Origin of the sequence: Accumulibacter sp. (assembly GCF_031732815.1) — a bacterium.
GTDB lineage: Bacteria > Pseudomonadota > Gammaproteobacteria > Burkholderiales > Rhodocyclaceae > Accumulibacter.
This window is the reverse complement of sequence record NZ_JAVMKF010000147.1, coordinates 1-26,685: the sequence shown is the minus strand read 5'-3', so window position 1 is coordinate 26,685 and position 26,685 is coordinate 1. Positions and strand designations below refer to the sequence as shown.

General features: G+C 64.1%; 20 protein-coding genes and 3 tRNA genes. 10 read left to right on the top strand and 13 right to left on the bottom strand.

All coding sequences use genetic code 11. The annotated features are described in order from the left end of the window. The coding region (locus RKP46_RS10110) for a site-specific DNA-methyltransferase (protein ID WP_311106526.1) at positions 1-1,879 on the bottom strand (1,879 nt) is incomplete at its 3' end. 27 nt (positions 1,880-1,906) lie between these two features. Then, positions 1,907-2,281 (bottom strand): hypothetical protein, encoded by a 375-nt coding sequence (locus tag RKP46_RS10105; RefSeq protein ID WP_311106525.1) that lies wholly within the window; start codon positions 2,279-2,281, stop codon positions 1,907-1,909. 216 nt (positions 2,282-2,497) lie between these two features. Between RKP46_RS10105 and RKP46_RS10100 the strand changes: the two genes are divergently transcribed. Genes RKP46_RS10100 through RKP46_RS10080 form a run of 5 tightly spaced genes read left to right on the top strand, consistent with a single transcriptional unit; the run spans position 2,498 to position 4,177 of the window. Next, entirely contained in the window at positions 2,498-2,803 is a 306-nt protein-coding gene (locus RKP46_RS10100; protein ID WP_311106524.1) for a hypothetical protein, read from the top strand. Continuing rightward, positions 2,800-3,234, top strand: a complete 435-nt coding sequence (locus RKP46_RS10095; protein ID WP_311106523.1) for a DUF5681 domain-containing protein — start codon at positions 2,800-2,802, stop codon at positions 3,232-3,234. The genes RKP46_RS10100 and RKP46_RS10095 overlap by 4 nt, the downstream gene beginning before the upstream one ends. Beyond that, positions 3,231-3,542 (top strand): hypothetical protein, encoded by a 312-nt coding sequence (locus RKP46_RS10090; RefSeq protein ID WP_311106522.1) that lies wholly within the window; start codon positions 3,231-3,233, stop codon positions 3,540-3,542. Before RKP46_RS10095 ends, RKP46_RS10090 begins: the two co-directional genes overlap by 4 nt. Before the next feature lie 24 nt (positions 3,543-3,566). Beyond that, a complete protein-coding gene (locus tag RKP46_RS10085; protein ID WP_311106521.1) occupies positions 3,567-3,815 on the top strand; it encodes a hypothetical protein in 249 nt (82 codons plus the stop codon). Then, entirely contained in the window at positions 3,815-4,177 is a 363-nt protein-coding gene (locus RKP46_RS10080; RefSeq protein WP_311106520.1) for a hypothetical protein, read from the top strand. Before RKP46_RS10085 ends, RKP46_RS10080 begins: the two co-directional genes overlap by 1 nt. 161 nt (positions 4,178-4,338) lie before the next feature. On the opposite strand, the gene RKP46_RS10075 is transcribed toward RKP46_RS10080, so the two are convergent. The 7 genes from RKP46_RS10075 to pyrF form a co-directional block, all read right to left on the bottom strand. Further along, positions 4,339-4,414: transfer RNA gene (locus RKP46_RS10075), tRNA-Ala, on the bottom strand. A 317-nt stretch (positions 4,415-4,731) separates the two neighbouring features. Beyond that, positions 4,732-6,420, bottom strand: coding sequence for a bifunctional protein-serine/threonine kinase/phosphatase (locus RKP46_RS10070; RefSeq protein ID WP_311106519.1), 1,689 nt, complete (start codon positions 6,418-6,420; stop codon positions 4,732-4,734). A 73-nt stretch (positions 6,421-6,493) separates the two neighbouring features. Then, positions 6,494-7,708, bottom strand: coding sequence for a nitrate/nitrite transporter (locus tag RKP46_RS10065; RefSeq protein WP_311106527.1), 1,215 nt, complete (start codon positions 7,706-7,708; stop codon positions 6,494-6,496). 80 nt (positions 7,709-7,788) lie between these two features. Continuing rightward, positions 7,789-8,100, bottom strand: a complete 312-nt coding sequence (gene nirD / locus RKP46_RS10060) for a nitrite reductase small subunit NirD (RefSeq protein WP_311097897.1) — start codon at positions 8,098-8,100, stop codon at positions 7,789-7,791. 26 nt (positions 8,101-8,126) lie between these two features. Further along, the gene (gene nirB / locus RKP46_RS10055) at positions 8,127-10,571 is read right to left on the bottom strand and encodes a nitrite reductase large subunit NirB (RefSeq protein ID WP_311106518.1); all 2,445 of its coding nucleotides are present in this window, start codon (positions 10,569-10,571) and stop codon (positions 8,127-8,129) included. A 315-nt stretch (positions 10,572-10,886) separates the two neighbouring features. Then, positions 10,887-13,634: a molybdopterin-dependent oxidoreductase gene (locus RKP46_RS10050; RefSeq protein WP_311106517.1), complete on the bottom strand. Its 2,748-nt coding sequence runs from the start codon at positions 13,632-13,634 to the stop codon at positions 10,887-10,889. Positions 13,635-13,841: 207 nt separating this feature from the next. Continuing rightward, positions 13,842-14,666: an orotidine-5'-phosphate decarboxylase gene (pyrF, locus tag RKP46_RS10045; protein WP_311106516.1), complete on the bottom strand. Its 825-nt coding sequence runs from the start codon at positions 14,664-14,666 to the stop codon at positions 13,842-13,844. Positions 14,667-14,879: 213 nt separating this feature from the next. On the opposite strand from pyrF, the gene RKP46_RS10040 reads away from it, so the two are divergent. The 3 genes from RKP46_RS10040 to RKP46_RS10030 all read left to right on the top strand — a co-directional run bounded on the left by RKP46_RS10040 (position 14,880) and on the right by RKP46_RS10030 (position 15,740). Beyond that, positions 14,880-15,467 (top strand): toluene tolerance protein, encoded by a 588-nt coding sequence (locus RKP46_RS10040; protein WP_311106515.1) that lies wholly within the window; start codon positions 14,880-14,882, stop codon positions 15,465-15,467. Between the two features lie 90 nt (positions 15,468-15,557). Beyond that, positions 15,558-15,630: transfer RNA gene (locus RKP46_RS10035), tRNA-Ala, on the top strand. Positions 15,631-15,664: 34 nt separating this feature from the next. Further along, a tRNA-Glu gene (locus RKP46_RS10030) sits at positions 15,665-15,740 on the top strand. 249 nt (positions 15,741-15,989) lie between these two features. On the opposite strand, the gene RKP46_RS10025 is transcribed toward RKP46_RS10030, so the two are convergent. The 4 genes from RKP46_RS10025 to RKP46_RS10010 form a co-directional block, all read right to left on the bottom strand. Continuing rightward, complete coding sequence (locus tag RKP46_RS10025; protein ID WP_311106514.1) at positions 15,990-16,850, bottom strand: A24 family peptidase; 861 nt, start codon at positions 16,848-16,850, stop codon at positions 15,990-15,992. Continuing rightward, positions 16,850-18,091 carry a type II secretion system F family protein gene (locus tag RKP46_RS10020; protein WP_311106513.1) on the bottom strand — a complete coding sequence of 414 codons (1,242 nt, stop codon included), beginning with the start codon at positions 18,089-18,091 and terminating at the stop codon, positions 16,850-16,852. Before RKP46_RS10020 ends, RKP46_RS10025 begins: the two co-directional genes overlap by 1 nt. A 13-nt stretch (positions 18,092-18,104) precedes the next feature. Beyond that, the gene (pilB, locus tag RKP46_RS10015; RefSeq protein WP_311106512.1) at positions 18,105-19,820 is read right to left on the bottom strand and encodes a type IV-A pilus assembly ATPase PilB; all 1,716 of its coding nucleotides are present in this window, start codon (positions 19,818-19,820) and stop codon (positions 18,105-18,107) included. Positions 19,821-19,990: 170 nt separating this feature from the next. Beyond that, a complete protein-coding gene (locus RKP46_RS10010) occupies positions 19,991-22,279 on the bottom strand; it encodes an NADP-dependent malic enzyme (RefSeq protein ID WP_311106511.1) in 2,289 nt (762 codons plus the stop codon). 334 nt (positions 22,280-22,613) lie between these two features. Here RKP46_RS10010 and fusA point away from each other — a divergent pair, with 334 nt between their 5' ends. Both fusA and plsB read left to right on the top strand, forming a co-directional pair. Next, the gene (gene fusA / locus RKP46_RS10005; protein ID WP_311106510.1) at positions 22,614-24,662 is read left to right on the top strand and encodes an elongation factor G; all 2,049 of its coding nucleotides are present in this window, start codon (positions 22,614-22,616) and stop codon (positions 24,660-24,662) included. 27 nt (positions 24,663-24,689) lie between these two features. Beyond that, positions 24,690-26,685 (top strand): glycerol-3-phosphate 1-O-acyltransferase PlsB (plsB, locus tag RKP46_RS10000; protein ID WP_311106509.1); only part of this gene is annotated, 1,996 nt, incomplete at its 3' end.

The window sequence follows — 26,685 nt, the reverse complement described above, 5'->3', positions numbered from 1 at the left end:
AGGAACAAACCATAGCGCTACCGTCTGCTGACGGGTTGTGGGAAAGGGTAAGTTCCATCGAGAAGGGGCCGGTCACGCGCACGATGCCCTTCACCGGCTCGGGCTTGTCCACCAGTTCCTCCATCTCGGCGTTGGCGGCGATGCAGGCGTTCACCTCGTCCATCTTCGCCCGCCAGGCAGCGCGGTAGGCGGTCAGCGCGTCCTGCAGCGTGGATGGCCAGTCGGGATCGGTATCGAAGGGCACCTCCCATTCCTGCCATCCGCCTTTCGGAATCGCGGCGCGATACGCTTCGGCCTGCCTGGTTGTCAGGCCCTTGAGGGGTGAACGCGCGGGGAAGGAGCGGATCAAGGCCGCCTGCGTATCCGGCAGCAGCCAGCGGCGCGTGTCGGCGTCGCTCATGGCGTTGGCGCCGGATTCGCGATGCTTGTGAATCAGCTTCTCGACCAGCTTGCCCTTCAGCACGGCGCCGACCGTGGCCACTTCGCGGTTCAGTTGCGTCAGCTTCTCCGCGAGAATTGGCTCGTGCCTGGCGAAGATCGGATCGAGCGAAGTGTTACGGGCGATGCTCTTGAGCGTGATGTGCGGCACCGTCTTGCACCGGAAGGTGGCCTTGCCGGGAACCTTGCCCGTCGGGTCGGTGAGCCAGGTTCCGTTCGGATTGCGCGCCACGTCCTCCGCGCTGAGCGAGCGAAGTTGCTGGTAATCGAACTTCGCCGTCAGCAGCCGGTGCTTGGCCAGCGCCAGCGCCACGCGGCTGGAATCGCAGGTGATCCAGCGCCGGCCCAACTGCTCGGCGACATACGCTGTGGTTCCGCTGCCGCAGGTCGGGTCCAACACCAGGTCGCCGGGGTCGGTGGTCATTAATAGGCAGCGCTCCACAACGGTTGTTGAAGTCTGAACTACATAAATCGCCGCCGTGCCGATCTGGACGCTTTCCCATCGGTCAGCAAGAGGAACGAGATTGAAATCTGAAGCGAGGCGCACATATCTGAGTCGGTCCCCCTGTGGTTCAACCCGCTCGGCCAACCCCAAACGGCGCAACCCACCATCGACATCCGTCTTCCAGTGGGCATTGCCCTTCGGTTCATACGTGTTACCCCGGAACGGGAACGCCTGCGGTTTGGTCGAGGCACCATCCGAGAAAAGACTCGTAAGTTGGAAACGCCGAAGGGGACCCAGATCGTCTGTGACTTGCTCGTCCTCTGTGATTCGTCGCATCAGCCCCGTGGGCTCAAGGACTTGATCGTATCGATCAAGGGATGTGGCACCGCTACGTCGTTCTTGATAGATCTGTTTGTATTTCACCCGTTCGATGTCTCGGGCATACCAAAGCAGGAAATCGACGGTTGTTGGGAGGAGGTTTCCAACCATGCTCCCGGTCTTTTGAAACGAGATGATGGCGCAGAAATTCCCCACCCCAAATACCTCATCCATCACGCACCGCACTCGATGCAGATTGTCATCACTGATCTGAACGAAGATGCTGCCGGAGTCGGTGAGGAGTTCGCGGGCCATCGCGAGGCGGTCGCGCAGGTACGCGAGGTAAGAGTGGATGCCGAGCGTCCAGGTGTCGCGGTATGCTTTGACCATCTCCGGCTCGCGCGTGAGGTCCTGCTCGCGGTCCTTGACGTCGCGCTGGCCGAGCTGCGGCTGGAAGTTCGAGGCGAACTTGATGCCGTAGGGCGGGTCGAGGTAGATCATCTGCACCTTGCCGGCCAAGTCCTCGCGCCGGGCGAGGCTGGCCATCACCTGCAGCGAGTCACCGAGGATCATGCGGTTCGCCCAGTCCACGTCGTGCTGGTAGAACTGCACGGCCTGCGCATAATCGTGCTGCGGATCGGCAAAGAGATCGCGCTCGACATCCTCGCGCGCCAGCACGCGCAGGATCGCCTGGGTGGAGATGCGCTAGTGCATGTGCAGCGCCACCGGCTCGACCTCGAACCACGGCTTCTCCCGCTTCCCGCTCCATTCCAGCCATGGCTCATGCCGGCGCAGCGCGTCCGCCAGCACCTTCGCCTCTTCCGCCGAAAGCGCCCGCTGCCGCGCGATCGCCAGCAACTCCGGCAGCCTGTCGGCCGCCGCCGCGTCTGTAGCCGAGCGCAGCATTGGCGGCAGATGCGGGTTGTATTCGTAGCGGATTTTCGGCGCTTCCTGAACGACGCCCTGCGCCTCCAGCCCGGCCGGCGGGATGTTCTTGCGCTTGGCCGGATACTTGATGGCAGCAATGGAATCGCCCGCGTGTGCCGGCGCAGCAGCGTCAGTCTCTTTCTTGTTCAGCATGGTGCGGACCTCGCCATCGTCAGACCCGACAGGATACGCCTGCCCACAAGAACCGTCACCCTCGGCCCGGTGGCTGCTCCGCGCGCTCGCCAGCCACCCGTCACACTCGGAGGCCACGACTTCGGCAGCGCGAATGCACGGATCGCTGTCTTACTCAAGCTGGGCAGGGCACCTATCTGCTATTATCGTGACAGTCACAACAACGATCGAGAAGCGATGTCCGACAAAACTGTGACAGTCACGAAACGAGGCAGGCCACCCATAGGCGAGCAAGCGTTGAGCGCTGCGGAGCGCAAGCGCGCGCAGCGTATGCGCGACAGCCGCGCCACGATAGACGCCATCGGCGATGAACAAAACGCGCCGTTACGGGCGCTGCTGGCAGTTCTGGGTCGGGTCGAAGCGTCGGAACCAGCCCGGCTTTCTGCGCAACGTGCTTGGGCTGAAATTGGCAGGCGCTACGGTTTCGTGAAGGTCACCAAGAAGCGGAGCACTGAAAAAACACCGTCGAGGAACAGAGCATGAGCGAAATGACGAAAGCCGAACACCTACGCCCCGGTTGGAAGCCTGGCCAGTCTGGCAACCCGAAGGGCCGACCCAGGGGAAGCCGCAATCCGGTCACGCTGGTCGCCCTGGCGGCGATGGAGGAAGGCGCCGATGCGATCGCCAAGAGGGTCGTCGAGATGGCCAAGGGTGGTGACATCAGCGCTGCACGGCTGGTCATCGAGCGCCTGGTTCCTGTGGCAAAGGAGCGTCCGATCTTCCTGTCGCTGCCGGACACGGGGTCTGCGGAAGGCGTCGCGCAGGCTCAGGCTGCCATCCTGCAGGCTGTTGCCGCCGGCGACATCCTGCCTGGCGAAGCGGCGACACTCGCCGGCATCGTGGAAGCCCGCCGCAAGGCGCTGGAGACCCAGGAGCTTGAGCAACGCATCAGCGCACTGGAAGGGAAGAAATGAACGGGTTGCAAACGCGGCTCAGCAAGGTGGAAAAACTCAGGAACCGCAACGACGGCGAGAGGGAAGTCGACATCGAGCTGGAACGGATGGGGACGAGCCGTGCCGCTTTGCTGGCCGATTTCGGCAGCCTTTTCGCATTCCGCGACTGGCTGGATGCGCGCATGGCTGCGGAGGACCATCCGGCCGGAGTGCGGCCGTCAATAGCCGCGCCTCATCGGAAGCGTCCCATCGATCCCGCAGTCTCCGCGAAATGGAATGCGATTCTCGACCGGTACGAGGCGCTACAGCCCGCGCATACGGGCGCGTGATTTTCTCCACCCGAGGAGGTGGAAATGAGCAGAACGCTGGAGCGCCGTACGGCCAGACTGGAGGCAAACCACTCGAACGCCGACGAGATCGCTCTCATCATCCGTCGCATCGTCGGCCGCCCGGTCTTCCGCGCCGTCATCGGTGACAATGTCGTCGACCGCCGCAGCGACGAAGCCGAGGACGACTTCGCCGAACGGGCGAAGGTCGAAGCGCTGGCTCGCACCGATTGCCGTCCGTGCCGCGTGCTTCTGTTGTCCGGGCAAGCACTGTAATGAGCACCCTGAAGCGTCGCCTGGCACGACTGGAAGACGTGCTGCTGCCAAAGCCACAGCTATCCGTCTGCATGCTGCGCGAGCCCGCGAGCGATGCGCCAGCCGAGGAATGGGCGGAATACCGGCGGCAGGTTGACGAAGCGAAAGCTCGTGGAGATTTCCTCATCCTGCTGGTGCCGATGAAGCCGACCGAAAGCCCGAGAACCGAGAACGGTGTGACCTACTGCGGCACGGAACTGGACGCGCTGGCGCTGAAGGCATCGATGCTGCCTTCCAAACTCGGCAACAAGAGCGCGCTGGGCGACATGATGAAAAGTTTGCCGGGTACCGTGTTCGGGCCGGTGGCGCAGACCAAGCCTTAGGCGCCTGATCGGGTACCACAGGGTGTCTGGCGGTTGCCACCGCGCCGGGCTCTGGCTTGGTGGCGTTGATCCGGATTGCCCAAATCCGCTTACCCTCTGTTTACCAGATGCCGAAAAAGCAGAAGCCCGACCTTGCGAGTCGGGCTAAGTCGTTGATTTCTTGGTGGAGACAGGCGGGATCGAACCGCCGACCTTCTGATTGCGAACCAGACGCTCTCCCAGCTGAGCTATGCCCCCGAAGTCGGTCCGCATTATCCGGTATCACAGGCATGCCGTCAATCGGCAGCAGTTGCCCGACCCTCTTGCCAGAGCGAGCCTTCGGAGCGGGAAGTGTTTGCAACTACGGCGATAAGGCTTCGCCTCTGCAGGCAGCCCGTGCCTCGTGCTCGACCGTGGCACTCTCGGTTCGCTGCGAACTGGCGCAACGCGACGAGCTTGCGCGCGTCATGATTGGTTCGGGGCGCGTGTTCGTCGGCGGCGGGAGACGGAGGGGAGCGCCAGGCAGCCAGCCCGCCGCGTGCGAGGCGAGGAGGGTTTTCACGGTGCTTCTCCGGCTAACGCGAGAGGATGGCGAGCAGGACGAGGTTGAGCAAGAGCGAGGCTGCGGCAAGCACTTTCCAGGTGAGCAGCGGATTGCGCTGCGCCAGCGCTTGTCGGGCAGGAGGAGCGATTGGCCGCGTTGCACCGCGTTCGAGCGCCAGACGAAACTCCTCGGCGGTCGCGAAACGGTCGGCGGCGTCCCGCGCCACCGCCTTGAGCAGAACGTTCTCCAGCCAGCCCGGGGTGTCCGGACGCCAGCGCGTCGGGCGCACGGCCTCGGTGAAGCGCGGCGTCTGGAAGGCTTCGATCTCTCCATACGGATACTTGCGCGTCAGCAGTTGGTAAAGGCTGACGCCGGCGGCGTAAAGGTCGAAACCCGCTGCAGGCGCGGCGCCGGCGAACAGCTCGGGCGCCATGTACGAGGGCGTGCCGGCGCGGCCGATGGTTTGCCCGCCTTCGTTTTCGGCGAGGCTGATAGCGACGCCGAGGTCGAGAATGCGCAGCGCACCGTCGTCACCGAGATGGAGATTGTCGGGCTTGATGTCGCGATGGACGATGTCGAGCCGGTGCAGCAGGCCGATTCCCTTGAGGAGCGAGATGCCGAGACGGACGACCTCGGTGGCCGGGAAGTGCTGCCCGCAGGCGAGCCGGGCGGCCAGCGTTGCTCCCGGATGCCAGGTCGTCAGATAGTAAAGGGCGCTGCGCTGCCCGGCGGGGATCACCTGCGGAAAGAAAGGCGAAACAACGCGCCGGGCGCGCCACTCCTCCATGAGCAGTGCGGCAGACGCCTCGGCGTCGCCGCCCATTCCCGGCTGCAGCGTCTTGAGGACGCACTGCTCGCCGCTGTTGGCCGCTCGCACGCGATAGAGCAGCGTCTGGCGCGAGTCGTGGAGGATTTCTTCGACGCGCAGGCCGTCGATTTCGTGGCCGACCTTCATCCGGTGCGGCAGCGGCAAACCCCCGTCGCTCTCCAGGCTGTCGCGTAGCGTTGCCGACGGCAGCGCCAGGATATCGATGACCAATGCCGTCGCGTTGTCGTGCCCGCCCTGGGCTAGCGCCAGGCTGCTCAGGGCGGCAGCAGCGGCTTGCGGCTCGGGGTGAGCAAGCAGCACTTCGCTGATCAGCGCATCCGGAAGAGCGCCCCAGACGCCGTCGGTGACGAGCAGAAATCGGTCGTTGAGCGCCAGTTCGCCGTCGGCAAAATCGATCAGGACGCGCGCATCGAGACCGATCGCGCGCGACAGCACATGCGCAAGCTCGGGATGCTCCCAGACGTGGTCGGTGGTCAAGGCGTGCAAACGGCCGGCCTGCAGGCGATAGATGCGGCTGTCGCCGATATGCGCCAGGTGGAAGCGCCGGCCGCGCAGGACCAGCGCCGAGAGTGTCGTCGCCATTCCGCTGAGCTCGGCGTTGCGGTTGGCCTCGGCGATGACCCAGCGGTTGAGCGCGCTGCTCACCGTCTCGATGGCGCGCGCGACGCTCCATGTATCGGGTGTCGCGAAGTAGTCGGAGAGCAGGCCGCGCACCGTGTATTCGGCGGCTTCACGGCCGCCGCGGTGACCGCCGATGCCGTCGGCAACCGCGGCGATCACCCCCTTGTTTGCCAGCTCGGCGCCGGTCGGCGTCGCCACGCCACAGAAATCCTCATTGCGCGCGCGCCGTCCGGTGAGCGACGAATGGCCGACAGCAACTTGCATTGGCATGGCGTTTCCTGATGAAGCGGGCGGCGCAGCCGCTCGGCCGCGCCGCCCAATGCTGGTTTGCCCGCACTCTACGTCAGATCTTCGCCGTCGTCAGATAGCTCGCCCCCCAGGTTGTCCGCCAGCGCGTCTTGACGCTGGTCAGCCCGAAAAGCGCCAGGATGGCGAGCGCAGCGAAGATCATGAAACCGAGCTGATAGCTGCCGGTGAGTTGCTTCGAATAGCCCAGGCTGGACGCCAGATAGAAGCCGCCGACGCCGCCGGCCATGCCGACCAGCCCGGTCATGACGCCGATTTCCTTCTTGAAGCGCTGCGGCACCAACTGGAAGACGGCGCCGTTACCCATGCCGAGCGCCAGCATTGCGCAGACGAAGACGACCAGCGCCATCCAGGCGGCGGGCAGACCGACGCTGGCCACGGCGAGAAAGATTGCGGCGAGGATGTACATCACGCTGAGCGACTTTACGCCGCCAACGCGATCGGCGACGTAACCGCCGATCGGCCGCACGAGCGAACCTGCGAAGACACAACCGGCGGTAAAGAAGCCGGCCGTCTTCGGATCGAGGGCGTACTGCGTATTGAAGTAGATGACCAGCGACGAAGCGAGACCGACGAAGCCGCCGAAAGTCACCGAATAGAAGAACATGAACCACCAGGCGTCCTTGTCCTTGAGGACTTTCAGGTATTCGGCCAGCGTCTTCGGTGGCGGCGCGTCGGGCGCATCCTTGGCCATGAAGAGGAAGGCGATGAGGACGAGGACGAGCGGCACGAGCACGATCCCGAAGACATTGACCCAGCCGAAAGCGGCTGCCAGACCGGGAGCAAAGAGCGCGGCCAGCGCTGTGCCCGAGTTGCCTGCTCCGGCGATGCCCATCGCCGTTCCCTGATGCTCGGCCGGATACCAGCGCGAGGCGAGTGGCAGCGCGGCGGCAAACGAGGCGCCAGCCACCCCCAGGAAGAGACCGAGAAGCAGGACTTCCCGGTAGGAGTGAATGCCAATCTGCCAAGCGTAGGCCATCGCGACGATGACGACAAGCTGGCCGATGATCGCCGCCTTTTTCGGCGACAGGCGGTCGACCAGAATGCCCATGACGATGCGCAGGAGCGCGCCGGCAAGCACCGGCGTGGCTACCATCAGCCCCTTCTCGGCGTGCGACAGGCCGAGATCGCGGGCGATGCCGACGCCAAGCGGACCGAGCAGGACCCAGACCATGAAGGCGAGGTCGAAGTAGAGGAAAGCCGCCAGCAGGGTTGGCAGGTGGCCGGCGTGCAGGAATGATTTCTTGTCCACTGCTTGTGTTCCTTCGTTGATGACCGCGATGACGGTCGCTGTACGGCGGCTCTCCGACTGGGGCACCGCAGCTCCTCTCCTCAGACGGCGAGAAAGACCTCGCCGTCCCTGACGCTTACCGCAAAGCTGCGGCACGACCCGACATCCGGTGCGACGGCCTGGCCGTCGTCGAGGCGGATGTTCCAGCCGTGCAGCGGGCAGCTCACCCGCTCGCCGTGCACGATTCCCTGCGAGAGCGGACCGCTCTTGTGCGGACACTTGTCGTGCAGGGCAAAGACCTGATCTGCCGCGGTACGGAACAGGGCAATGTCGCCGCCCTTGGTCCCTTGCACGACGCGCGACCCCAGGCGGGGAATTTCGTCCAGTTGGCAGATCCGTTTCCAGTTGCTCATTTCTTCATCTCCTCGTTGCCGTGAACTCAGGCCTCGACGCGGAGCGGGACGAACTGTCTGACGGCATCGCCGGTGCGGTTCGTCTGCCAGGGGTCACGGGCGTTCTTCAGCGAATCAAGCAAGCGCGCGTGCAGCGCTTGCCGACCCGGGTCGTCGGCGACGACCCGGCGCTTGACGTAGTCGAGGCCGACGCGTGCGAGAAAGTGGCAGGTGCGTTCGAGGTACCAGCCTTCTTCCCGATAGAGCTGCAGGAAAGCACCCGAGTACGCCATCACCTCCTCGTCGTGCTTCACTTTGCACAGAAACTGGGCGACCTCGGTCTTGATTCCTCCGTTGCCACCGACATAGAGCTCGTAGCCCGAATCGACGCCGATCACGCCGACATCCTTGATACCCGCTTCAGCGCAGTTGCGCGGGCAGCCGGAAACGGCCAGCTTGACCTTGTGCGGTGCATACATGTCGAACAGCATCCGCTCCAGCTTGATCCCCATGTCCATCGCCATCTGCGTGCCGAAGCGACAGTGCTCGGCACCAACGCAGGTCTTCACGGTGCGGATCGATTTGCCGTAGGCGTGTCCCGAGACCATTCCGGCAGCGTTGAGGTCGGCCCAGATGCGCGGCAGATCCTCCTTCCGGATGCCCAAGAGATCGATGCGCTGGCCGCCGGTGAGCTTGACGGTCGGAACCTTGTACTTCTCGGCTGCGTCGGCAATCGCGCGCAGTTCGGCGGGCGTCGTCAGGCCGCCCCACATGCGCGGGACGACCGAGAAGGTGCCGTCTTTCTGGATGTTGGCGTGCGCACGTTCGTTGATGAAACGCGATTGCGGATCGTCCTTGGCCTCGTCGGGCCAGGTCGAGATCAGATAGTAGTTGACTGCCGGGCGGCATTTCTCGCACCCGTTCGGCGTCTTCCACTCCATGAAGGCGAAAACGGCTTCCTTGCTGGTCAGGTGCTGATCGCGGATGGTCTCGCGCACCAGCTTGTGCGACAGCTCGGTACAGGCACAGACGGGTTTCGTGTCGGAGCTTGCTGGCGTGTAGGCGCCGCCGATGGTCGACGCCAGGATCTGCTCGACCAGGCCGGCACACGAGCCGCAGGACGATGCCGCTTTCGTGTGCCGCTTCACCTCGTCCAGCGTAAACAGGCCCTTTTCTTTGATTCCCTTGATGATCGTGCCCTTGGATACGCCGTTGCAGCCGCACACCTCGGCGCTCTCGGCGAGGCCGGCAGCCCGGCTGTTGCCCGCGTGACCGACATCGCCGACCAGCGACTGACCAAAGATCAGCGAGTCGCGAACGTCGTGGATGTCGCGCCTGTCCTTGAGCAACTGGAAGTACCACGGGCCATCGGCCGTGTCGCCGTAGAGCACGCTGCCGATCAACTTGTCGTCACGAATGACCAGCTTCTTGTAGACGCCGCCCGCCGGATCGTTGAGAACGATCTCCTCGGCGTCCTGGCCACCCATGTACTCGCCGGCCGAGAAGAGGTCGATGCCGGTGACCTTGAGCTTGGTCGAGGTGACCGAGCCGGTGTAGCGGGCAATTCCGTAATCGGCCAAATGGTTGGCGGCCACCTTTGCCTGTTCGAAGAGCGGCGCGACCAGACCGTAGGCAATGCCGCGGTGGCTGACGCACTCACCAACCGCATAGACCTTCGGGTCATACGTCTGCATCGTGTCGTTGACCACGATTCCGCGCTTGCAGTAGATGCCGGCGGCTTCCGCCAAGGCGTAGTTCGGGCGAATTCCGGCTGCCATCACGACCAGATCGGCGGCGAGCTGCACACCGTCCTGCAGGCGGATCGCCGCAACGCGGCCGCTCTCGCCCTTGATCAGTGCCTCGGTCTGCTTTTCGAGGAGGAATTTCAGCCCGCGCTCTTCCAGCGATTTCTGCAGCATCCGGCCGGCGCGCTCGTCGAGTTGGCGTTCGAGCAGCCACGCGCCGAGGTGGACGACGGTCACGTCCATGCCGCGCAGCTTCAAGCCATTGGCGGCTTCCAGGCCGAGCAGCCCGCCACCGATGACCACCGCGTGCGAATAACGGCGCGCGGCGTCGATCATCTCGTCGGTATCCTTGAGATCGCGGTAGCCGACGACGCCGGGCAGGTCGTTGCCGGGAATCGGCAGCATGAAGGGCGTCGAGCCGGTGGCGATGAGCAGTCGATCGTACTCGGCCGCGAAGCCGTCGTCGGCAATGACCTTGCGCGCGACCCGGTCGATGGTGACGATCTGTCGGCCAGTGTGCAGTTCGATGCCGTTGTCGCGGTACCAATCCAGCTCGTTGAGCACGATCTCCTGCGTACTCATCTCGCCGGCGAGAACCGGGGACAAGAGAATGCGGTTGTAATTCGGATGCGGTTCCGCACCGAAGATCGTAATGCGGTAATGGTCCGGCCTGATTTTCAGCAGTTCTTCGATCGTGCGGACACCGGCCATACCATTGCCGATGACGACGAGGCGGGGTTTGCTCATTTCCAGCTCCAAAGTCGTGTCCATGTCGGGCGCGCCGCACGCGCGACGGCGCCCGAGATTGCTGGCGCCCGGCGGCGGCCTTCTGTGCACGTCGAAGCGCTCTGGCTTACGCTGATGAGCGAGAACCGTGCCAAGGTCCGATATTGCTGCTTTATTGTGGGTTTTTGGCTCAGACAGGAGAACTGGACGCACCAGTGTCGAGCGCGATGCCCTGTTGCGGTGCAGCATCGATTGGCTCGGATGGCCGGAAAGCAAGCGGCTCACCGAAGGCCGCAAGCGCTGCCGCGCAGCGCAGATCAGCGCTGCGCGCGTCGGCTAGCGTTCGGCAGCAATTGAAGCGACGGGCTGTTCGGCGGCCGCGGCGCGCTGTTCGGCCACCGTTCTTTTCAGTTCCGGCAGGCAGGAACCGCAGTAGGTGCCACACTTCAGCGTTTCCTGCAGTTCACCCAGACTGGCGCCGCCGGCGAGTGCCTGGAGAATCTGTGCATCGCTGACATCGGCGCATTTGCAGACGATCCTGCGCGCGGCGATGACGACCGGTGCGCTCGCGCCCGGGGCAAGCGCCAGGTGAATCAGGCGAGCGTCGAGTTCGTCTTCCGCCATTGCCTGCTTCAGCCAGCCGAGTGCCGACGTTTCACCGGCCAGACGCACGCCGAACAAGCGTCCGTCGACGGCGATGGCCTTCTTGGCGATGCCTCGCCGGGCATCCTGATAAACGATCTCTCCCTCGTCGCCCGCCAGAGCGAACAGCCGATCGAGCGCGGCGAGCCGAGTGGCGTCGACGGCATGTCGACACTCCGCGCGGAAGACGACCAGCGGACTGGCACGACCGTAAAGCGCAATGCTGGCATGGGGAAACTCGCTCAACGCCGACCTGCCGGTCTGGATCAGTGCCAGAGCCTCGTCGCGACTCCCACAACGGCGGACGATCGCCAATGGGTAGGGCAGCTCCAGCTTGCTGACCTGCACCGCTGCGTGCTTGAGTTCCGGCTGCATCGAATAGGGGTCGGTGGCGTCGCTGGCCAGCGCGTTGGCGCCGGGCGAGTTCATGAACCGGTTGCCCCAGTGCATCGGCAGCCACGCCCGGCCGCGCTGCAGCCCCGGGCGTTCGGCGACGCGCACGGTGATTTCGCCGCGACCGTTGCTCACTCGTGCGATATCGCCCGCGACAAGCTGGCGCTGACGCATGTCGCAGGCGTGCATGCCGAGCAGGGGTTCGTCCTCCAGATTGAACAGGCGCGCAACGGTTCCGGTACGGCTCATGCCGTGCCAGTGGTCGCGCAGACGTCCGGAGAGCAGGCTGATCGGCGCTTCCGGCGTGCGCTGATCGGCCGTCGGCTGATGCTCGATGGTCAGGAAGTGCGCGCGGCCGTCGGCGGTCGGAAAGCGTCCGTCATCGTAGAGTCGCGCTTTGCCCGCCGCGGCGCCAGCCGGGTACGGCCACTGCTGCGGACCGTCGCGTTCGAGCAGCGCATAGCTCAGGCCGCTGATGTCGAGATCCCGGCCGCGCGTCGTCGCCCGGTGTTCGTTGAAGATCGCCTCCGCGTCGTCGTAGGGAAAAAGCCGGTCGGCTGCCGCGTACTCGAGCTGGCGGCCCAGCCGGCGCGCGAAGTCGACGACGATCTGCCAGTCGTGACGTGCTTCACCCGGCGGGACGAGCGCGGGCAGCACGCGGCTGATGCAGCGTTCGGAGTTGGTCACCGTCCCGTGTTTCTCGCCCCAGGCGCTGGCCGGCAGCAACAGGTCGGCGAATTCGGCGGTGTCGGTATTCGCCCAGGCTTCCTGCAGGACGACGTAATCGGCTGCGCGCAAGGCGTCGCGTACCGCAGCCTGGTTGGGCAGCGACTGCGCGGGATTGGTGCAAGCAATCCAGATGGCCTTGATCTGCCCCGTTTTCAGGCTGCGGAAGAGTTCGATGGCCGGTTTTCCGGGCGCACCCGAGAGATACGGAACGCCCCAGAAGCGCGCGACCTCGGCGCGGTGCGCCGGGTTGGCCAGATCGCGGTGCGCCGGCAGCAGATTGGCCAGGCCGCCGACCTCGCGTCCGCCCATCGCGTTGGGTTGTCCGGTCAGCGAAAACGGGCCGGCGCCAGGCCGGCCGATCTGCCCGGTCGCCAGATGCAGATGGATGATCCCGGCGTTGTTGTGCGTGCCATGCGCCGATTGGTTGAGGCCCTGGCAATAGAGCGACAGCGCTGGACGGTTACTGCCGAACCAACGCGCGGCCTGCACGATGTCGTCCACCGGAACCGCACAGAGCTCGGCCGCGACCGCCGGCGGATAGCGCGCCACGACTTGCGCAAGCGCGGCAAAACCCGTCGTGTGGGCGTCGACATACGCGCGGTCAATCATTTCCTCGGCGAGCAGCACGTTGAGCATGCCGTTGAAGAGCGCGATGTCGCTACCCGGCCTGATCGCCAGGTGGAGGTCGGCGATTTCGGCGGTCTCCGAGCGACGCGGGTCGACCACGACGATTCTCAGGTCCGGATTGGCCGCTTTGGCATCCTCGATGCGGCGAAAGACGATCGGGTGGGCAAGCGCCGGGTTCGCTCCAGCGATCAGGATCACGCCTGCCTCTTCGATGTCGGCATACGCGCACGGCGGCGCATCGGCACCCAGCGTCTGCTTGTAAGCGGCAACCGCCGACGACATGCACAGCCGGGAATTTGTATCGATGTTGTTGGTACCGATCAGTCCCTTGGCCAGCTTGTTGAAGACGTAGTAGTCCTCGGTCATCAACTGCCCGGAGACGTAAAAGGCCACGGCATCCGGGCCATGCGCGCGAATCGTTTCGGCAAAGCGTTCGGCGGCTTCGTCGAGCGCCTCGTCCCACGTCACCCGCGCGCACGGACGAGCGCGCTGCGGCCGCCTTTCCGGATAGAGCAGGCGCCCGCCTGTCCCGGCAGCGAGATGAAGCGTCGCTCCTTTGGTGCACAGGCGACCACGATTCGCCGGGTGTTCGGGATCGCCGCGCACGGAGCTGATCTGCCCCTCTTCGGTTCCGATCAGCACGCCGCAGCCGACGCCGCAGTAGCAACAGGTGGACCTGACTTCGCTCTTCATGATGTTCCTCGCCCTTGCTGCCTAGCAATCGGCGTGCCACATCATCGAATCAACCCCTTGCATCAGGAAAGCGGAAATTCTGCCGCGCGCTTGCCCCGCTTCGGTGCGCGTGCCGCGGCGGGTGTCCACAACCGATGCGCGGACCAGCGGGCAGCGCGAACAACGGCCCGGCGTCGGAGAGCGGTCGCCGGGCGTGGCCCGACAGGCTCAGCGATCGATCGTGCGGTAGAGATTGATCGCCGCGCGCGTTTCCTCGGCTGCCGCGCGCGCGGCAGCGGCGAAGTCTTCGCCGGCACCGGCGTAGAGGATGGCGCGCGAGGAATTGATCATCAGCCCGTCGCCGCTGCGCGTGCGACCGGCGCGCACCGTCGCCTCGATGTCGCCACCCTGGGCGCCGATGCCGGGAACCAGAAGCGGCATCTCGCCAGTGATTGCGCGCACGCGGGCGATCTCGGCCGGGAAGGTCGCGCCAACCACCAGCGCGCATTGACCGCTGCTGTTCCACGCCTCGCTGACCAGGCGAGCAACGCGCTCGTACAGCTTTTCGCCACCAACGTCGAGGAACTGCAGATCGCTGCCGCCCGGATTCGAAGTGCGGCAGAGAAGAATGACGCCCTTCTCGCGGAAGCTCAGGAAAGGTTCGATCGAATCGCGCCCAAGGTAGGGGTTGAGCGTGACCGCGTCGGCCTGAAAGCGCTCGAAAGCCTCGATCGCGTACTGTTCGGCGGTGCTGCCGATGTCGCCGCGCTTCGCGTCGAGGATGACCGGCGTCGTCGGATGCTGCGTATGGATATGCCGAATCAGCGCGGCCAGTTGATCTTCGGCGCGGTGTGCTGCGAAATAGGCGATCTGCGGCTTGAAGCAACAGACCAGGTCGGCCGTCGCGTCGACGATCGCCCGGCAGAACTCGAAGATGGCGTCGGTTTGGCCGCGCAAGTGCGCGGGAAAGCGCGCCGGATCGGGGTCGAGGCCGACGCAAAGGAGGCTGTTACGTTCGCGCCAGGCGGCGCTCAGGGCGTGCATGAAGTTCATTGCGCTGATCCGGGTGATCAAAACCGTCGATTGTAGGGGCTTACCGCGGACTTTGGCAGGATCGCTCGTCGCGTCGGCGCTGCTCCCTGCTGCGGCGCAGCGCCTTCGCCGGCCCGCCGTCGGCCGAGCGGCGATCAAGGCTTGCGACCGACGAGCGAAACGGAAGTAAACTGGCCGCTTTTGGCTGCTCAAGGGGCTCCCGGCTTGAAGATCATGCCGCCAGACGCTTTCCTCGCCCTGCGCGCGGGAGCGACCGTCATCGAAGCCGACAGCTTCGGCGAGAAAGTACTGCTGCTCGTCGATGGCAGCATGCTCAAGCTTTTCCGGCGCAAGCGCCTGCTCTCGTCGGCGGCCTGGTATCCCTACGCCGAGCGCTTTGCCGACAACGCCAGCGCTTTGCGTCAACGCGGGATTCCGGTACCCGAAGTGATCGACGTTTTCCGGATACCGTCGATTGGCCGCGACGCCGTGCACTACCATCCGCTGCCTGGACGGACGCTGCGCCAGCTGCGGCGCGAAGGGCTCGACCCGTCACGTGAGGCGCGTTTGAAAACCGCGTTCACGCACCTGCTGGTCGAACTGCACGAGAAAGGGGTGTACTTCCGATCCCTGCATCTGGGCAATGTCGTCTGCACACCGGACGGGCGACTTGGCCTGATCGACATTGCCGATGCTCGGATGAGCCGGCGGCCTTTGCGCAGGCATCAACGAATACGCAATCTGCAGCGCCTGCTGAAGACGGCCGAAGAAAGCGACTGGGTGGACGAGAGGGCTATCCTGGAACCCGGCCCGAAGCTCTGAAGGTGCTGGCTACGCGACGATCCGGGCAAGCGTCCGCGTATGGGCTTTACAAGCGTCGAGCAGGCCCCTATAATCCGTGCCTTCTTTGCCGGGGGTATAGCTCAGCTGGGAGAGCGCTTGCATGGCATGCAAGAGGTCCGCGGTTCGATCCCGCGTACCTCCACAAGAAGAAGTCGAATTGAAGCCAACTGTTCCGGGTCCCCATCGTCTAGAGGCCTAGGACACTACCCTTTCACGGTAGGTACCGGGGTTCGAATCCCCGTGGGGACGCCAGCTTGATCCCGCTTTTTCAGCAGGCTCGACACGGCAAGTGATTGCGGCGTCGAGTGTCTGAGGGTCAAGAACTACCTGATCCGCTACTTGGTGTGGCGTCTCACGGAGAACTTCCGGGCGCGCTGCGTCCATGTCTTCCGCCACCCCGGCCAGTAGTCGCTGCACGTCTTCCGCGCCGAACCTCAATGTCGCGCTGGCGGTTCGCTCGCCTGTCCGGCGGCGCGAGTGCGCGAACTGCCTCTGGCGATGCTAGAGCAAGCCGATGTAAGCGCGCGTCAGCGGCTTGCCCCAGAACAGGGCGACGACGCCGGCTGCGGCCAGGTAAGGGCCAAATGGAATCGGCACGTTCCGCCCCCGCTTGGTCACAACAATCAGCGTTACGCCGACCACCGCGCCAAGCAGCGACGAAAGCAGGATGGTCAAAGGCAGGATCTGCCAGCCGAGCCAGGCGCCGAGCGCAGCCAGCAGTTTGAAGTCGCCGTAGCCCATCCCTTCTTTGCCGGTCGTCAGCTTGAAGGCCCAATACACCAGCCAGAGCGAGAGGTAACCGCTGACCGCACCGATCACGGCCGACTGCAAGTCGGTGAAACTGGCAAAGATGTTGAAGATCAGCCCGGCCCAGAGCAGCGGCAGGGTGATCAGGTCGGGCAGCACCTGCTTGTCGAGGTCGATACAGGTCAGTGCGAGCAGGCACCAGATGAGCAGCATGGCGCCGGCGGTTGTCCAGGCAAAGCCAAAGTGCAGGGCCGTGTAGGCGCAAGCCAGTCCGCTGCCTGCTTCGACCAGAGGATAGCGCACCGAGATCGGTGCGGCGCAGGCTGCGCAGCGTCCACGCAAGACCAGCCAACTGAGCAGGGGAATGTTTTCCAGGATGCCGATCGTGTGTCCGCAAGCCGGGCAGCGCGAGCGCGGCCTGGCGAGCGAGATCGCTTCACCTGGCGGCGGCGCTTCGCCGCGCAGTTCGGCGCAATGCAATTGCCACTCGCGTTCCATCATGCGCGGCAGGCGACAGATCACGACGTTGAGAAAACTTCCGACGATAATCCCGAAAAAGCCGCAAAAGAGAATGAACAGGCCCGGATGCGCGTCGATGGTCGAAAGTAGCTCCATCAGCCGCCGACGACCGCCCCCAGCTTGAAGATCGGCAGGTACATGGCGATCACCATCCCGCCGATGAGGACACCGAGGACGACCATGATCATCGGTTCCATCAGGCTGGCGAGCGCTGCTACCGCGTCGTCCACTTCGGCCTCGAAGAAATCGGCCACCTTGCCGAGCATCGAATCGAGCGCGCCGGATTCCTCGCCGATGGCGACCATCTGTGTGACCATGTTGGGGAAGAGGGCGGTATTCTGCATCGACGAGGTGAGGCTCGTTCCGGTATTGACCTCACTCTGGATTTGCCTGCTGGCGGCCTTATAGACGTAGTTTCCGGCCGCCCCGCCGACCGACTCGAGCGACTCGACGAGCGGTACGCCGGCGGCGAACATGGTCGCCAACGTCCGTGTCCAGCGGGCGATCACCGCTTTCCGGATGATGTCGCCGAATACCGGCAAGCGCAGGAACAGGCGATCGAAAGCGATCTGCATCGCCTCCGACCTTTTCCAGGAATAGAAAAAGGCATAGATCGATCCGGCGATACCGCCGGCCAGGGCCCACCAATAGGCAATGACGAAATCCGACATGCCAATCACGATCAGCGTCGGTGTCGGCAAGTCGGCGCCGAAGCTCTTGAAAACCTCCTTGAAGGCAGGAATGACGAAAACCATGATCACCGCGGTGATGACGAAGGCGACAACGATGATCGACACCGGGTAGAAAAGCGCTCCCTTGATCTTGGCCTTGATCGCCAGCATCTTTTCCTTGTAGGTGGCAAGGCGGTCGAGCAGCGTCTCGAGGATGCCGGCCTGTTCGCCGGCGGCGACCAGGTTGCAGTACAGGGGGTCGAAATGCAGGGGATACTTGCGGAACGCTTGCGAAAGTGAACTGCCGGTCTCCACATCCGCCTTGATATCGAGCAACAGCTTGCCGACCGCCGGGTTGTCGTGACCGCGGCCGACGATTTCGAAGGTCTGCAGCAACGGGACGCCCGCTTTCATCATCGTCGCCAACTGCCGTGTGAACAGCGTGATGTCCTTCTCGGAGATCTTGTTTCCACTACGGAAGCGCTGTTTCGAGATCTTGTTGACCAGAATACCCTGACGTCTCAGCGTTGCTTGTACGACGGTTTCGCTGGTTGCCCGCTGTTCGCCGCGCACGATCTTGCCCGCCTTGTTCTTCCCTTCCCAGAGAAAGACGAACTGCTTGACTTCAGGTGGGTTCTTGCTGGTGGGTTTTGCTGCAGTCGCCATTGTTCCCTCTTCTTCAAGCGTTGGTGCTGCCGAGGACCTCGTCGAGCGAGGTGAGCCCCTGCATGACCTTGCGCAGTCCGGAGCGACGCAGGTCGTTGACGCCTTCCTTCCTCGCCTGGATGGCGATGTCAAGTTCGGTTCCGTTGGCCATGATGATCCGCTGGATGGCCTCGGTCACCGGCATCACCTCGTAGAGGCCGACGCGCCCCTTGTAGCCGCTTCCCTTGCAGCGCTCGCACTCGCCCGGACCATACAGGACCCAGCTTCCGTCCAGATCAGCCTCGGCAAAGCCGGCATTGAGCAGCGTCTGAACAGGAGCATCGATCGGCTTGCGGCAGGTGCACAAACGACGGACCAGCCGTTGTGCGGTGATCAGGAGGATGCTCGAAGCGAGGTTGAACGTCGGTATACCCATATTCATCAGGCGGGTCAGCGTCGCTGGCGCATCGTTCGTGTGCAGCGTTGACAGCACCAGGTGCCCGGTCTGCGCCGCCTTGATCGCTATTTCGGCCGTTTCGATGTCGCGAATCTCGCCGACCATGATGATGTCCGGATCCTGGCGAAGAAACGCCTTGAGCGCAATCGGAAAGGTGAGGCCCGCCCGGTCGTCCACGTTCACCTGGTTGATTCCTGGCAGCGGGATTTCCGCCGGGTCTTCCGCCGTCGCAATGTTTACTCCCGGCTGGTTGAGAATGTTCAGGCAGGTATAGAGCGAGACGGTCTTTCCCGAACCGGTAGGTCCGGTCACCAGGATCATCCCGTAGGGCCGGTGGATGGCGTCGAGCAGCGTCGCCTTCTGGTCCGGTTCGTAGCCCAGCGCGTCGATGCCCAGCGTTGCGCTGCCGGGGTCGAGAATCCGCAAGACGATCTTCTCGCCGTACATCGTCGGCAGGGTACTGACGCGAAAATCGATCGCCCTGCTCTTCGAAAGCACGAGGCGCATCCGGCCATCCTGTGGAACACGCTTCTCGGCGATGTTCAGGCGCGAGATGACCTTGATGCGCGAGGCGATCTTGTCCTTGATGACGAGTGGTGGCGAGGCGACCTCACGCAGGATGCCGTCGCTGCGGAAGCGAATGCGATAGCTCTTCTCGTACGGTTCGAAGTGGATGTCGGACGCCCCCTCGTTGATCGCATCGAGCAGCATCTTCTGTATGAAGCGGACGACTGGCGCGTCGTCGACCTCCATGCTGGAGGCTTCGTCGGTCTTGTCCTGGCTCTGTTCGTCGGTGAACTCGAGGTTGATGTCGTCGTTGCTCAGGCTCTTGAGCGTTTCCTCGACCGATTCCGAGAATTTGGCGACGAGCGGCGACAGCTTGTTGTCCTCGACGATCACCGGATCGACCGCCAGACCGGTCTGAAAACGGACTTCGTCCAGCGCGCGCAGGTTGGTAGGGTCGGCGATGGCGATCGCCAGCCGGTTGCCGCGCTTGTGCAGTGGTACGACGCGATGCGAAGCGATCAGCTTGCGGTCGATGGCGTTGCGCTGGATGAGGGCGTCGTCGAAGGCAGCCAGATCGAGCAGCGGATAGCCGAACTTGTCGGCAGCAAAGCGGGCGACTTCGAGGAAGGTCGCCTTCTTCGCCAGGACGATCTGCTCGATCAGCGAGGTCCGCGTCGCGGTGGCCTGCGCAAGCATGGCCTCGGCCTCGGCTTCCTTCAGCCGGTCCGCCTGGACGAGCGCGCGAGCGAGGCCGCTGAGCGGCACAGATTGTAGGTTGGCTGCCATTTCTCGAAATAGGGAGCGCGCAAGGCGCTGAAAACCATCAGTTCCCGGCTGCGCTTAACTTGCCGGGTCGATGATGCATGGCTTGCGCGGGTTTGTAAAGCAGCGTCATTGGCAGAATGACGCTGGCAGCCGTCAGGCGTGATCCGTCGGGGGTCGCCAGTCGCCGTCGCCTACTTGAGCGCAGCGTCCACGACGACCAAGGCGGTCATGTCAACCACCCGACGGACGCTTGAGGTGGGTGCCAGGACATGTACCGGGCGCGCTGCTCCGAGCAGGATCGGACCGACCGACATGCCGTCACCGCCGGTCATCTTGAGCAGGTTGTAGCAAATGTTGGCCGCATCAAGATTGGGCATCACCAGCACGTTGGCCTCACCGGTGAGCGGCGACTCCGGGTCGGACTGTTGGCGAATGGCTTCGCTCAGCGCGCTTTCACCGTGCATTTCACCGTCGACTTCAAGGTCCGGAGCTTGCGCACGAAGGATCGCGACGGCTTCGGCGACGCGCCGTGCTGCCGCGCTTTGCGACGAGCCGAAATTGGAATGCGAGAGCATGGCCACCTTGGGTCTGATCTTGAAACGGCGTACCGCGGCCGCCGCCATGATGGCAATTTCGGCCAACTGCGCGGGGTCGGGTTCGTCATTGACATGCGTGTCGCAGAGGAAAAGCGCTCGGCCGGGCAGCAGAACGTGCGTCATTGCGGCCATGATGCTGCGCCCGGGCGCCTTGCCGATGATTTCGTCAACCTGCCGCAAGTGGTGGGCGAAACGTCCATTCAGGCCGCAGATCATCCCATCAGCATAACCCAGGCGGAGCAGCACGGCGCCGATGATCGTGTTGTCGTTGCGCAGGCGCATCTTGGCGATATCGATCGTCACCCCTTGCCGCTTGCGCAACTGATGATACGCGGTCCAGCATTCCTTGTAGCGCGCGTCGCTGTTGGGATCGACCACCTCGAGGTGCGAACCGACGCGCAGCTTCGATCCGATCCGTTGCAGGCGCGCCGCGATGACATCGGGTCGGCCGATCAGGATCGGGCGGGTCAAGCCCTCGTCGAGAATCGTCTGCGCGGCGCGCAGCGTCCGCTCGTCTTCGCCGTCAGGGTAGACGATGCGCGTCTTCCGGCCGCGCTTGGCGGCCGAAAAGACGGCACGCATGCCGACGCCGGTCCGGTAGACGAAATCGCGCAGCTTGTCGCGGTAGGCGTTCAGGTTGGCGATCGGACGCGTGGCCACACCCGAGGCCATCGCCGCCTGTGCTACCGCCGGCGCAATCGTCGTGATCAGGCGCGGATCGAAAGGCTTCGGAATCAGGTATTCGGGCCCGAACGCAAGCTCCTGCCCGGGGTACGCCATCGCCACTTCGTCGCTGATTTCCTCTTTCGCCATCGCTGCCAGCGCCAGCACGCAGGCCATCTTCATCTGCTCGTTGATGCTCGTCGCGCCGACATCGAGCGCGCCGCGAAAGATGAACGGGAAGCAGAGCACATTGTTAACCTGGTTGGCATAGTCCGAGCGGCCGGTGGCCATGATCACGTCAGGGCGAACCTCACGCGCCTGTTCGGGCATGATCTCGGGCGTCGGGTTGGCCAAAGCGAAAACGATCGGCTGACTGGCCATCGTCAGCAGGAGTTGCGGATCGAGGATTCCGGCCGTCGACAGCCCGAGGAAGACGTCTGCCCCGGCGAGTGCATCGGCCAGCGTGCGCGCGTCGGTGTCGCGCGCGTAGGCTGCTTTGGTCGGCTCCATGTCGGCATCGCGTCCGAGGTAGACGACGCCTTTCGAGTCGCAGACGGTGATGTTTTCGCGTCGAACGCCGAGCGTGCACCACAGATTGAGGCAGGAGATGGCGGCTGCCCCCGCCCCCGAGCAGACGACTCTGACTTCATCCATCCGCTTGCCAACGATCTCGAGCGCATTCAGGATGGCCGCGGCCGAGATGATCGCCGTGCCGTGCTGATCGTCATGGAAGACCGGGATCGACATCCGCTCCTTCAGTCGGGCCTCGATGTAGAAGCATTCCGGCGCTTTGATGTCTTCCAGGTTGATTCCTCCGAGCGTCGGCTCCATCGCGGCAATCATGTCGATCAGACGGTCAGGGTCGCTTTCCGCCAGTTCGATGTCGAACACGTCGATTCCGGCAAACTTCTTGAATAGACAGCCCTTGCCTTCCATCACCGGCTTCGCGGCCAGCGGACCGATGTTGCCGAGGCCGAGGACGGCCGTGCCATTGGTGATCACGCCGACCAGATTGGCCCGTGAACTGTAGAGGCTGGCCGCTGCCGGATCATCGGCAATGGCATGGCAGGCATAGGCCACACCGGGGGAATAGGCGAGCGCAAGGTCTATCTGATTGCTCAAACCTTTCGTCGGCTGAACCGAGATTTTGCCCGGCGTCGGATGACGGTGGTATTCGAGTGCGGCTTCCCGCAGATCGGCCTGGTGCGCAGGTTTTTCCATTTTTCCTCCTGGTGCGATGTTCGAGGCGTTTAAGAGGCCGCCACTTTAGCCGACTGAGTGCGTTTTCGCCAAACGGAATCGCCCGAAATGTGCATGAAGCGCGCGTAGACCGGGGTATTTTCGAGCAAAAAGTGTGTCGCTCCTGCACCAAGCGTGCGTCCGCCAGCGACGGCTATCGGTCGCCGCGAGTCCCCTTCGGAGCGTGCGACGGCGAACAAGCGCTCCCTTCGCCGGCGGGGTAAAATGCTTGCCACACGCCACACGCGCGATCGTCCGGGCGATTGGGCAAATCCTGCGGCTGCGGCGTGCCTTCGACATGAATGGGAGATGATGAATGGGCCAGACCGCCACCAGTAACCTACGCACTGTCGCGCTTGTCGGGCACGGCGCGGCGGGCAAGACGACGCTTGCCGAGAGCCTGCTCGCCGCAGCCGGCGCCATCAACAGCCGCGGGACGATCGAAAAGGGCAACACCGTCTGCGATTTCGACGCCCAGGAAAAGGAGTTCGGCCACTCGCTGAACTCGGCGCTGGTGGGCTTCAACTGGCAGGGCGTACAAGTTCACCTGATCGACACGCCCGGCTTCCCGGATTTTGCCGGGCAGGCGATCGGCGCGCTGGCCGCGGTGGACACGGCACTGGTGGTGATCAATGCGCAAAATGGGATCGAACTGTCGAGCGAGCGCATGATGCGGCTGGCGGCGGCGCGTGGTGTCTGTCGAATGATCGTGATCAACAAGATCGATGCCGAGAACGTCAATCTTCCCGCGCTGGTGGCGACGGTTCGGGAGCGCTTCGGACGCGAATGCATGCTGCTTGACCTGCCGGCCAAGCAGGGCAGCGAAGTTGTCGAACTGCTTGGCCACGACGACGGCGAGAGCGATTTCGAGTCGGTTGCCGCGGCGCACCGCGCGCTGATCGATCAGATTGTCGAGGAGGACGAGGACCTGCTGGCCAAGTATCTCGAGGATGGCGTCGATCCGAGCCCCGAAGACCTGCACCTGCCTTTCGAGCGTGCCTTGCGCGCCGGACACCTGGTGCCGATTCTTTTCGTCTCGGCAAAGACTGGCGCCGGCATTCCGCAGTTGCTCGATGTCATCGCCAAGCTGGCGCCCAACCCGAGCGAAGGAAACCCGCCGCCGTTCTATCGCGGCGAGCCGGGCGGACCGACGGTTGCCTTCCAGTCCGAACCGGACGCCAGCAAACATGTCCTGGCGCACGTTTTCAAGGTTGTCAGCGATCCCTTCATCGGCAAGGTGGGAATCTTCCGGGTGCATCAGGGAACGATTCGCAAGGATTCGCAGCTCTTCGTCGGCGACGGCAAGCGGCCGTTCAAGGTTGGGCACGCCTATCGCGTGCAGGGCAAGGAGTATCTTGAGGTCGAGGCGCTGGTGCCGGGCGACTTGGGCGCGATTGCCAAGGTCGAGGAAATCGAGTTCGACTGTGTGCTGCACGATTCGCACGAGGAGGATCATATCCATCTGCAGCCGCTCGATTTTCCGCAACCAATGCAGGGCCTTGCCGTGCAGGCGCGCAAGAAGTCCGACGAGCAGCGGCTGGTCGAAATTCTGCGCAAGCTCGAAGTAGAAGACCCGTGCTTCAAGATCGAACGGCATGCGGCGACCAACGAAACAGTGATCCGGGGTATTGGTGAAATGCACCTGCGCGCCAAGTTGGGTCGCCTGGCGCAGCAGTACAAGCTCGAGCTCGATACCAAGCCGCCGCAGATTGCCTACCGCGAAGCGATCACCGGTTCGGCCGAGGGCCACTGCCGGCACAAGAAGCAGAGTGGCGGTGCCGGACAGTTCGGCGAGGTCATGCTGCGCGTCGAAGCGCTTGAACGCGGCGCCGGCTTCGAATTCGTCGACATCGTCAAGGGCGGCGTCATTCCGGGCGTCTTCATGGCGGCGGTCGAGAAGGGCGTGCGCCAGGCGCTGGCTGACGGGGTGGTCGCCGGCTTTCCGGTCGAGGACCTGCGCGTCACCGTATACGACGGGAAGTCACACCCGGTCGACGGCAAGGACATTGCCTTTTTTACCGCGGCCAAGAAGGCGACCGCTGAAGCCATCCGGGCGGCCAGGCCGATCATCCTCGAACCCATCGTCGACATCGAGATCCTGGCTCCGGATGCCTTGACCGGTGATGTGACCGGCGACCTGTCGAGCAAGCGCGGACACCTGACCGGCACGCAGCCGCGGGGTGCCGGAGTGATGGCCATCACCGGCCAGGTGCCGCTGGCCGAGCTCGAGGGCTACCAGTCGCGCCTGAAGTCGCTGACCGGCGGACAAGGCTCGTACAGCATCGCTTTCTCGCATTATGCGCAGGTGCCGCCGGCAACGCAGCAGCAACTCGCGGCGCAGCACAAGGTGGTCGAGGAAGAGTAGCAAGGGCAAGGCGGGAGAAGCACGCGCGTGGCGGGCGCTGGCAAGCTATCCGGCTGGCTGCTGCGTTTCGCCCGCCGCGTGCTGTACTTCTGGGTACGTACGGCGGTCTTTCCGGCCAAGCTGGACGAACTCGCGCTGGACCCGGCGAAGCCGGTCTGTTACGTCCTGCAGGACCGCCACCTGTCGAGCCTGCTGGTGCTCAGTGAGGAGACCCGGCGGGCAGCCCTGCCGCGCGCCGAGGCGCCGATCATCGCCGGCCGGGAGCGTCTGCCGCGCTCGTTCTTCTTCCTCAACCGCGACCTTCGCCGGCATGCGGGCAAGCGGGTCAGCGGCCATTCTCCCTTGCTTGTCGGGCTGATCGCTCGCGCGCTCGACGATGCGCAGTTCGATGTGCAGCTTGTCCCGGTGGTCATCCTCTGGGGGCGCAGCCCGGACAAGCAGGAATCGATTCTCAAGGCGCTGTTTTCGGAAACCTGGCGGCGGCCTGGTCCGTGGCGCCAGTTGTTGGCCATCCTGCTGCATGGACGCAACGTTCTCGTGCGCTTCAACGCACCGATCTCGCTGCGCGGTTTCCTGGCCGACGGGCTGCACCAGGAAGCGGCGCTGCGCAAGCTGTCGCGTGTGTTGCGCGTGCATTTCCGCCGGCAGCGCCAGATGGCGATCGGCCCCGACCTCTCGCACCGCCACACGCAGGTCAACGCGGTCCTCGCCGGCGAGCGGGTACGCGCGGCGATCGCCGACGAAGCCACTTTGCGCGGCATTTCGCTGGCAGAGGCACAGAGTCGTGCGCGCGGTTTTGCGCTCGAGATCGCTTCGGATTACTCGTATGGCGTCGTGCGCGCGCTCGAGCTGTTTCTCACCTGGTTGTGGACGCGTCTGTACGACGGAATCGAGTTGCACAACTTCGCCACGGTAACGCGCATTGCTCCCGGCCAGGAGATCGTCTATGTCCCGTGTCATCGCAGCCACATCGACTACCTGCTGCTCTCCTACATCATCCACCGTCAGGGACTGACGCCACCGCACATTGCCGCGGGGGCCAACCTCAACCTGCCGATTGTCGGTTCTCTGCTGCGCCGTGGCGGGGCATTCTTTCTCCGCCGCAGCCTGAAGGGCGAAGCGCTATACGCGGCGGTCTTCCACGAGTATCTGCATCTGATGCTGGCGCGCGGTTTCCCGATCGAGTACTTCATCGAGGGGGGGCGTAGCCGCAGTGGGCGAATGCTGACGCCGAAGGCGGGCATCCTCGGGATGACGGTACTGAGTTTCATTCGTCAGCACACGCGGCCGCTCGTCTTTGTTCCCGTCTACGTCGGCTACGAGAAAATCATCGAGGGGAAGGCCTACCTCGGCGAACTGGCCGGCCAGCCCAAGCAACGCGAATCACTGCTCGGACTGCTGCGGAGCGTGCGCGAACTGAAGCGCGTTTTCGGCAAAGTCCATGTGAACTTTGGGCAGCCCTTGCCGCTGGCCGATTTTCTCGATTCCCGGCGCGCCGATTGGCGCGCACAGGAGGCTGAGGAACAGGCGGCATGGGCACGCAGCATCACGCGCAGCGCAGCCGCCGAGCTCGCTCGGCGGATCAATGATGCAGCCGTGCTCAATCCGGTCAATTTGATCGCGCTTGCCCTGCTGGCGACGCCCAGACATACGGCCGACGAACACGGCCTGCTGCGTCTGCTCGACCACTATCGTGCGCTGGTCAGTGCCGCGCCCTACGCGCCGACGACGATCGACTGTCGGCTGGACGCGGCGCAGATCGTCGATTATGCCGAGCGCCTGACCATGGTTGAACGGCTGAGCGATCCTTTCGGTGCGCTGATTCGCGTCCGTGAAGGGCAGGCGCCATTGCTCGCGTACTTCCGCAACAACGTTCTCCACCTGTTTGCGCTGCCGGCGGTGATCGCCTGTCTGTTGAGCCACAACCGGCGTCTCGATGCGCAGCGGGTCAGCCGCGCCGTCGCCGGGATCTGCACGCTGATGCGGGCAGAACTCTTTCTGCGCTGGACCGACGACGAACTGC

Excerpts from the sequence above, each read along its gene's own strand:
- RKP46_RS10105 (WP_311106525.1), bottom strand. The coding sequence starts at position 2,281 with ATGCTGAACAAGAAAGAGACTGACGCTGCTGCGCCGGCACACGCGGGC.
- nirD (WP_311097897.1), bottom strand. The coding sequence starts at position 8,100 with ATGAGCAACTGGAAACGGATCTGCCAACTGGACGAAATTCCCCGCCTG.
- RKP46_RS10090 (WP_311106522.1), top strand. The coding sequence starts at position 3,231 with ATGAACGGGTTGCAAACGCGGCTCAGCAAGGTGGAAAAACTCAGGAAC.
- RKP46_RS10100 (WP_311106524.1), top strand. The coding sequence starts at position 2,498 with ATGTCCGACAAAACTGTGACAGTCACGAAACGAGGCAGGCCACCCATA.
- RKP46_RS10050 (WP_311106517.1), bottom strand. The coding sequence starts at position 13,634 with ATGAAGAGCGAAGTCAGGTCCACCTGTTGCTACTGCGGCGTCGGCTGC.
- nirB (WP_311106518.1), bottom strand. The coding sequence starts at position 10,571 with ATGAGCAAACCCCGCCTCGTCGTCATCGGCAATGGTATGGCCGGTGTC.
- fusA (WP_311106510.1), top strand. The coding sequence starts at position 22,614 with ATGGGCCAGACCGCCACCAGTAACCTACGCACTGTCGCGCTTGTCGGG.
- pyrF (WP_311106516.1), bottom strand. The coding sequence starts at position 14,666 with ATGAACTTCATGCACGCCCTGAGCGCCGCCTGGCGCGAACGTAACAGC.
- RKP46_RS10070 (WP_311106519.1), bottom strand. The coding sequence starts at position 6,420 with ATGCCAATGCAAGTTGCTGTCGGCCATTCGTCGCTCACCGGACGGCGC.
- RKP46_RS10025 (WP_311106514.1), bottom strand. The coding sequence starts at position 16,850 with ATGGAGCTACTTTCGACCATCGACGCGCATCCGGGCCTGTTCATTCTC.
- RKP46_RS10020 (WP_311106513.1), bottom strand. The coding sequence starts at position 18,091 with ATGGCGACTGCAGCAAAACCCACCAGCAAGAACCCACCTGAAGTCAAG.
- RKP46_RS10085 (WP_311106521.1), top strand. The coding sequence starts at position 3,567 with ATGAGCAGAACGCTGGAGCGCCGTACGGCCAGACTGGAGGCAAACCAC.
- RKP46_RS10010 (WP_311106511.1), bottom strand. The coding sequence starts at position 22,279 with ATGGAAAAACCTGCGCACCAGGCCGATCTGCGGGAAGCCGCACTCGAA.
- RKP46_RS10080 (WP_311106520.1), top strand. The coding sequence starts at position 3,815 with ATGAGCACCCTGAAGCGTCGCCTGGCACGACTGGAAGACGTGCTGCTG.
- pilB (WP_311106512.1), bottom strand. The coding sequence starts at position 19,820 with ATGGCAGCCAACCTACAATCTGTGCCGCTCAGCGGCCTCGCTCGCGCG.
- RKP46_RS10040 (WP_311106515.1), top strand. The coding sequence starts at position 14,880 with ATGCCGCCAGACGCTTTCCTCGCCCTGCGCGCGGGAGCGACCGTCATC.
- RKP46_RS10095 (WP_311106523.1), top strand. The coding sequence starts at position 2,800 with ATGAGCGAAATGACGAAAGCCGAACACCTACGCCCCGGTTGGAAGCCT.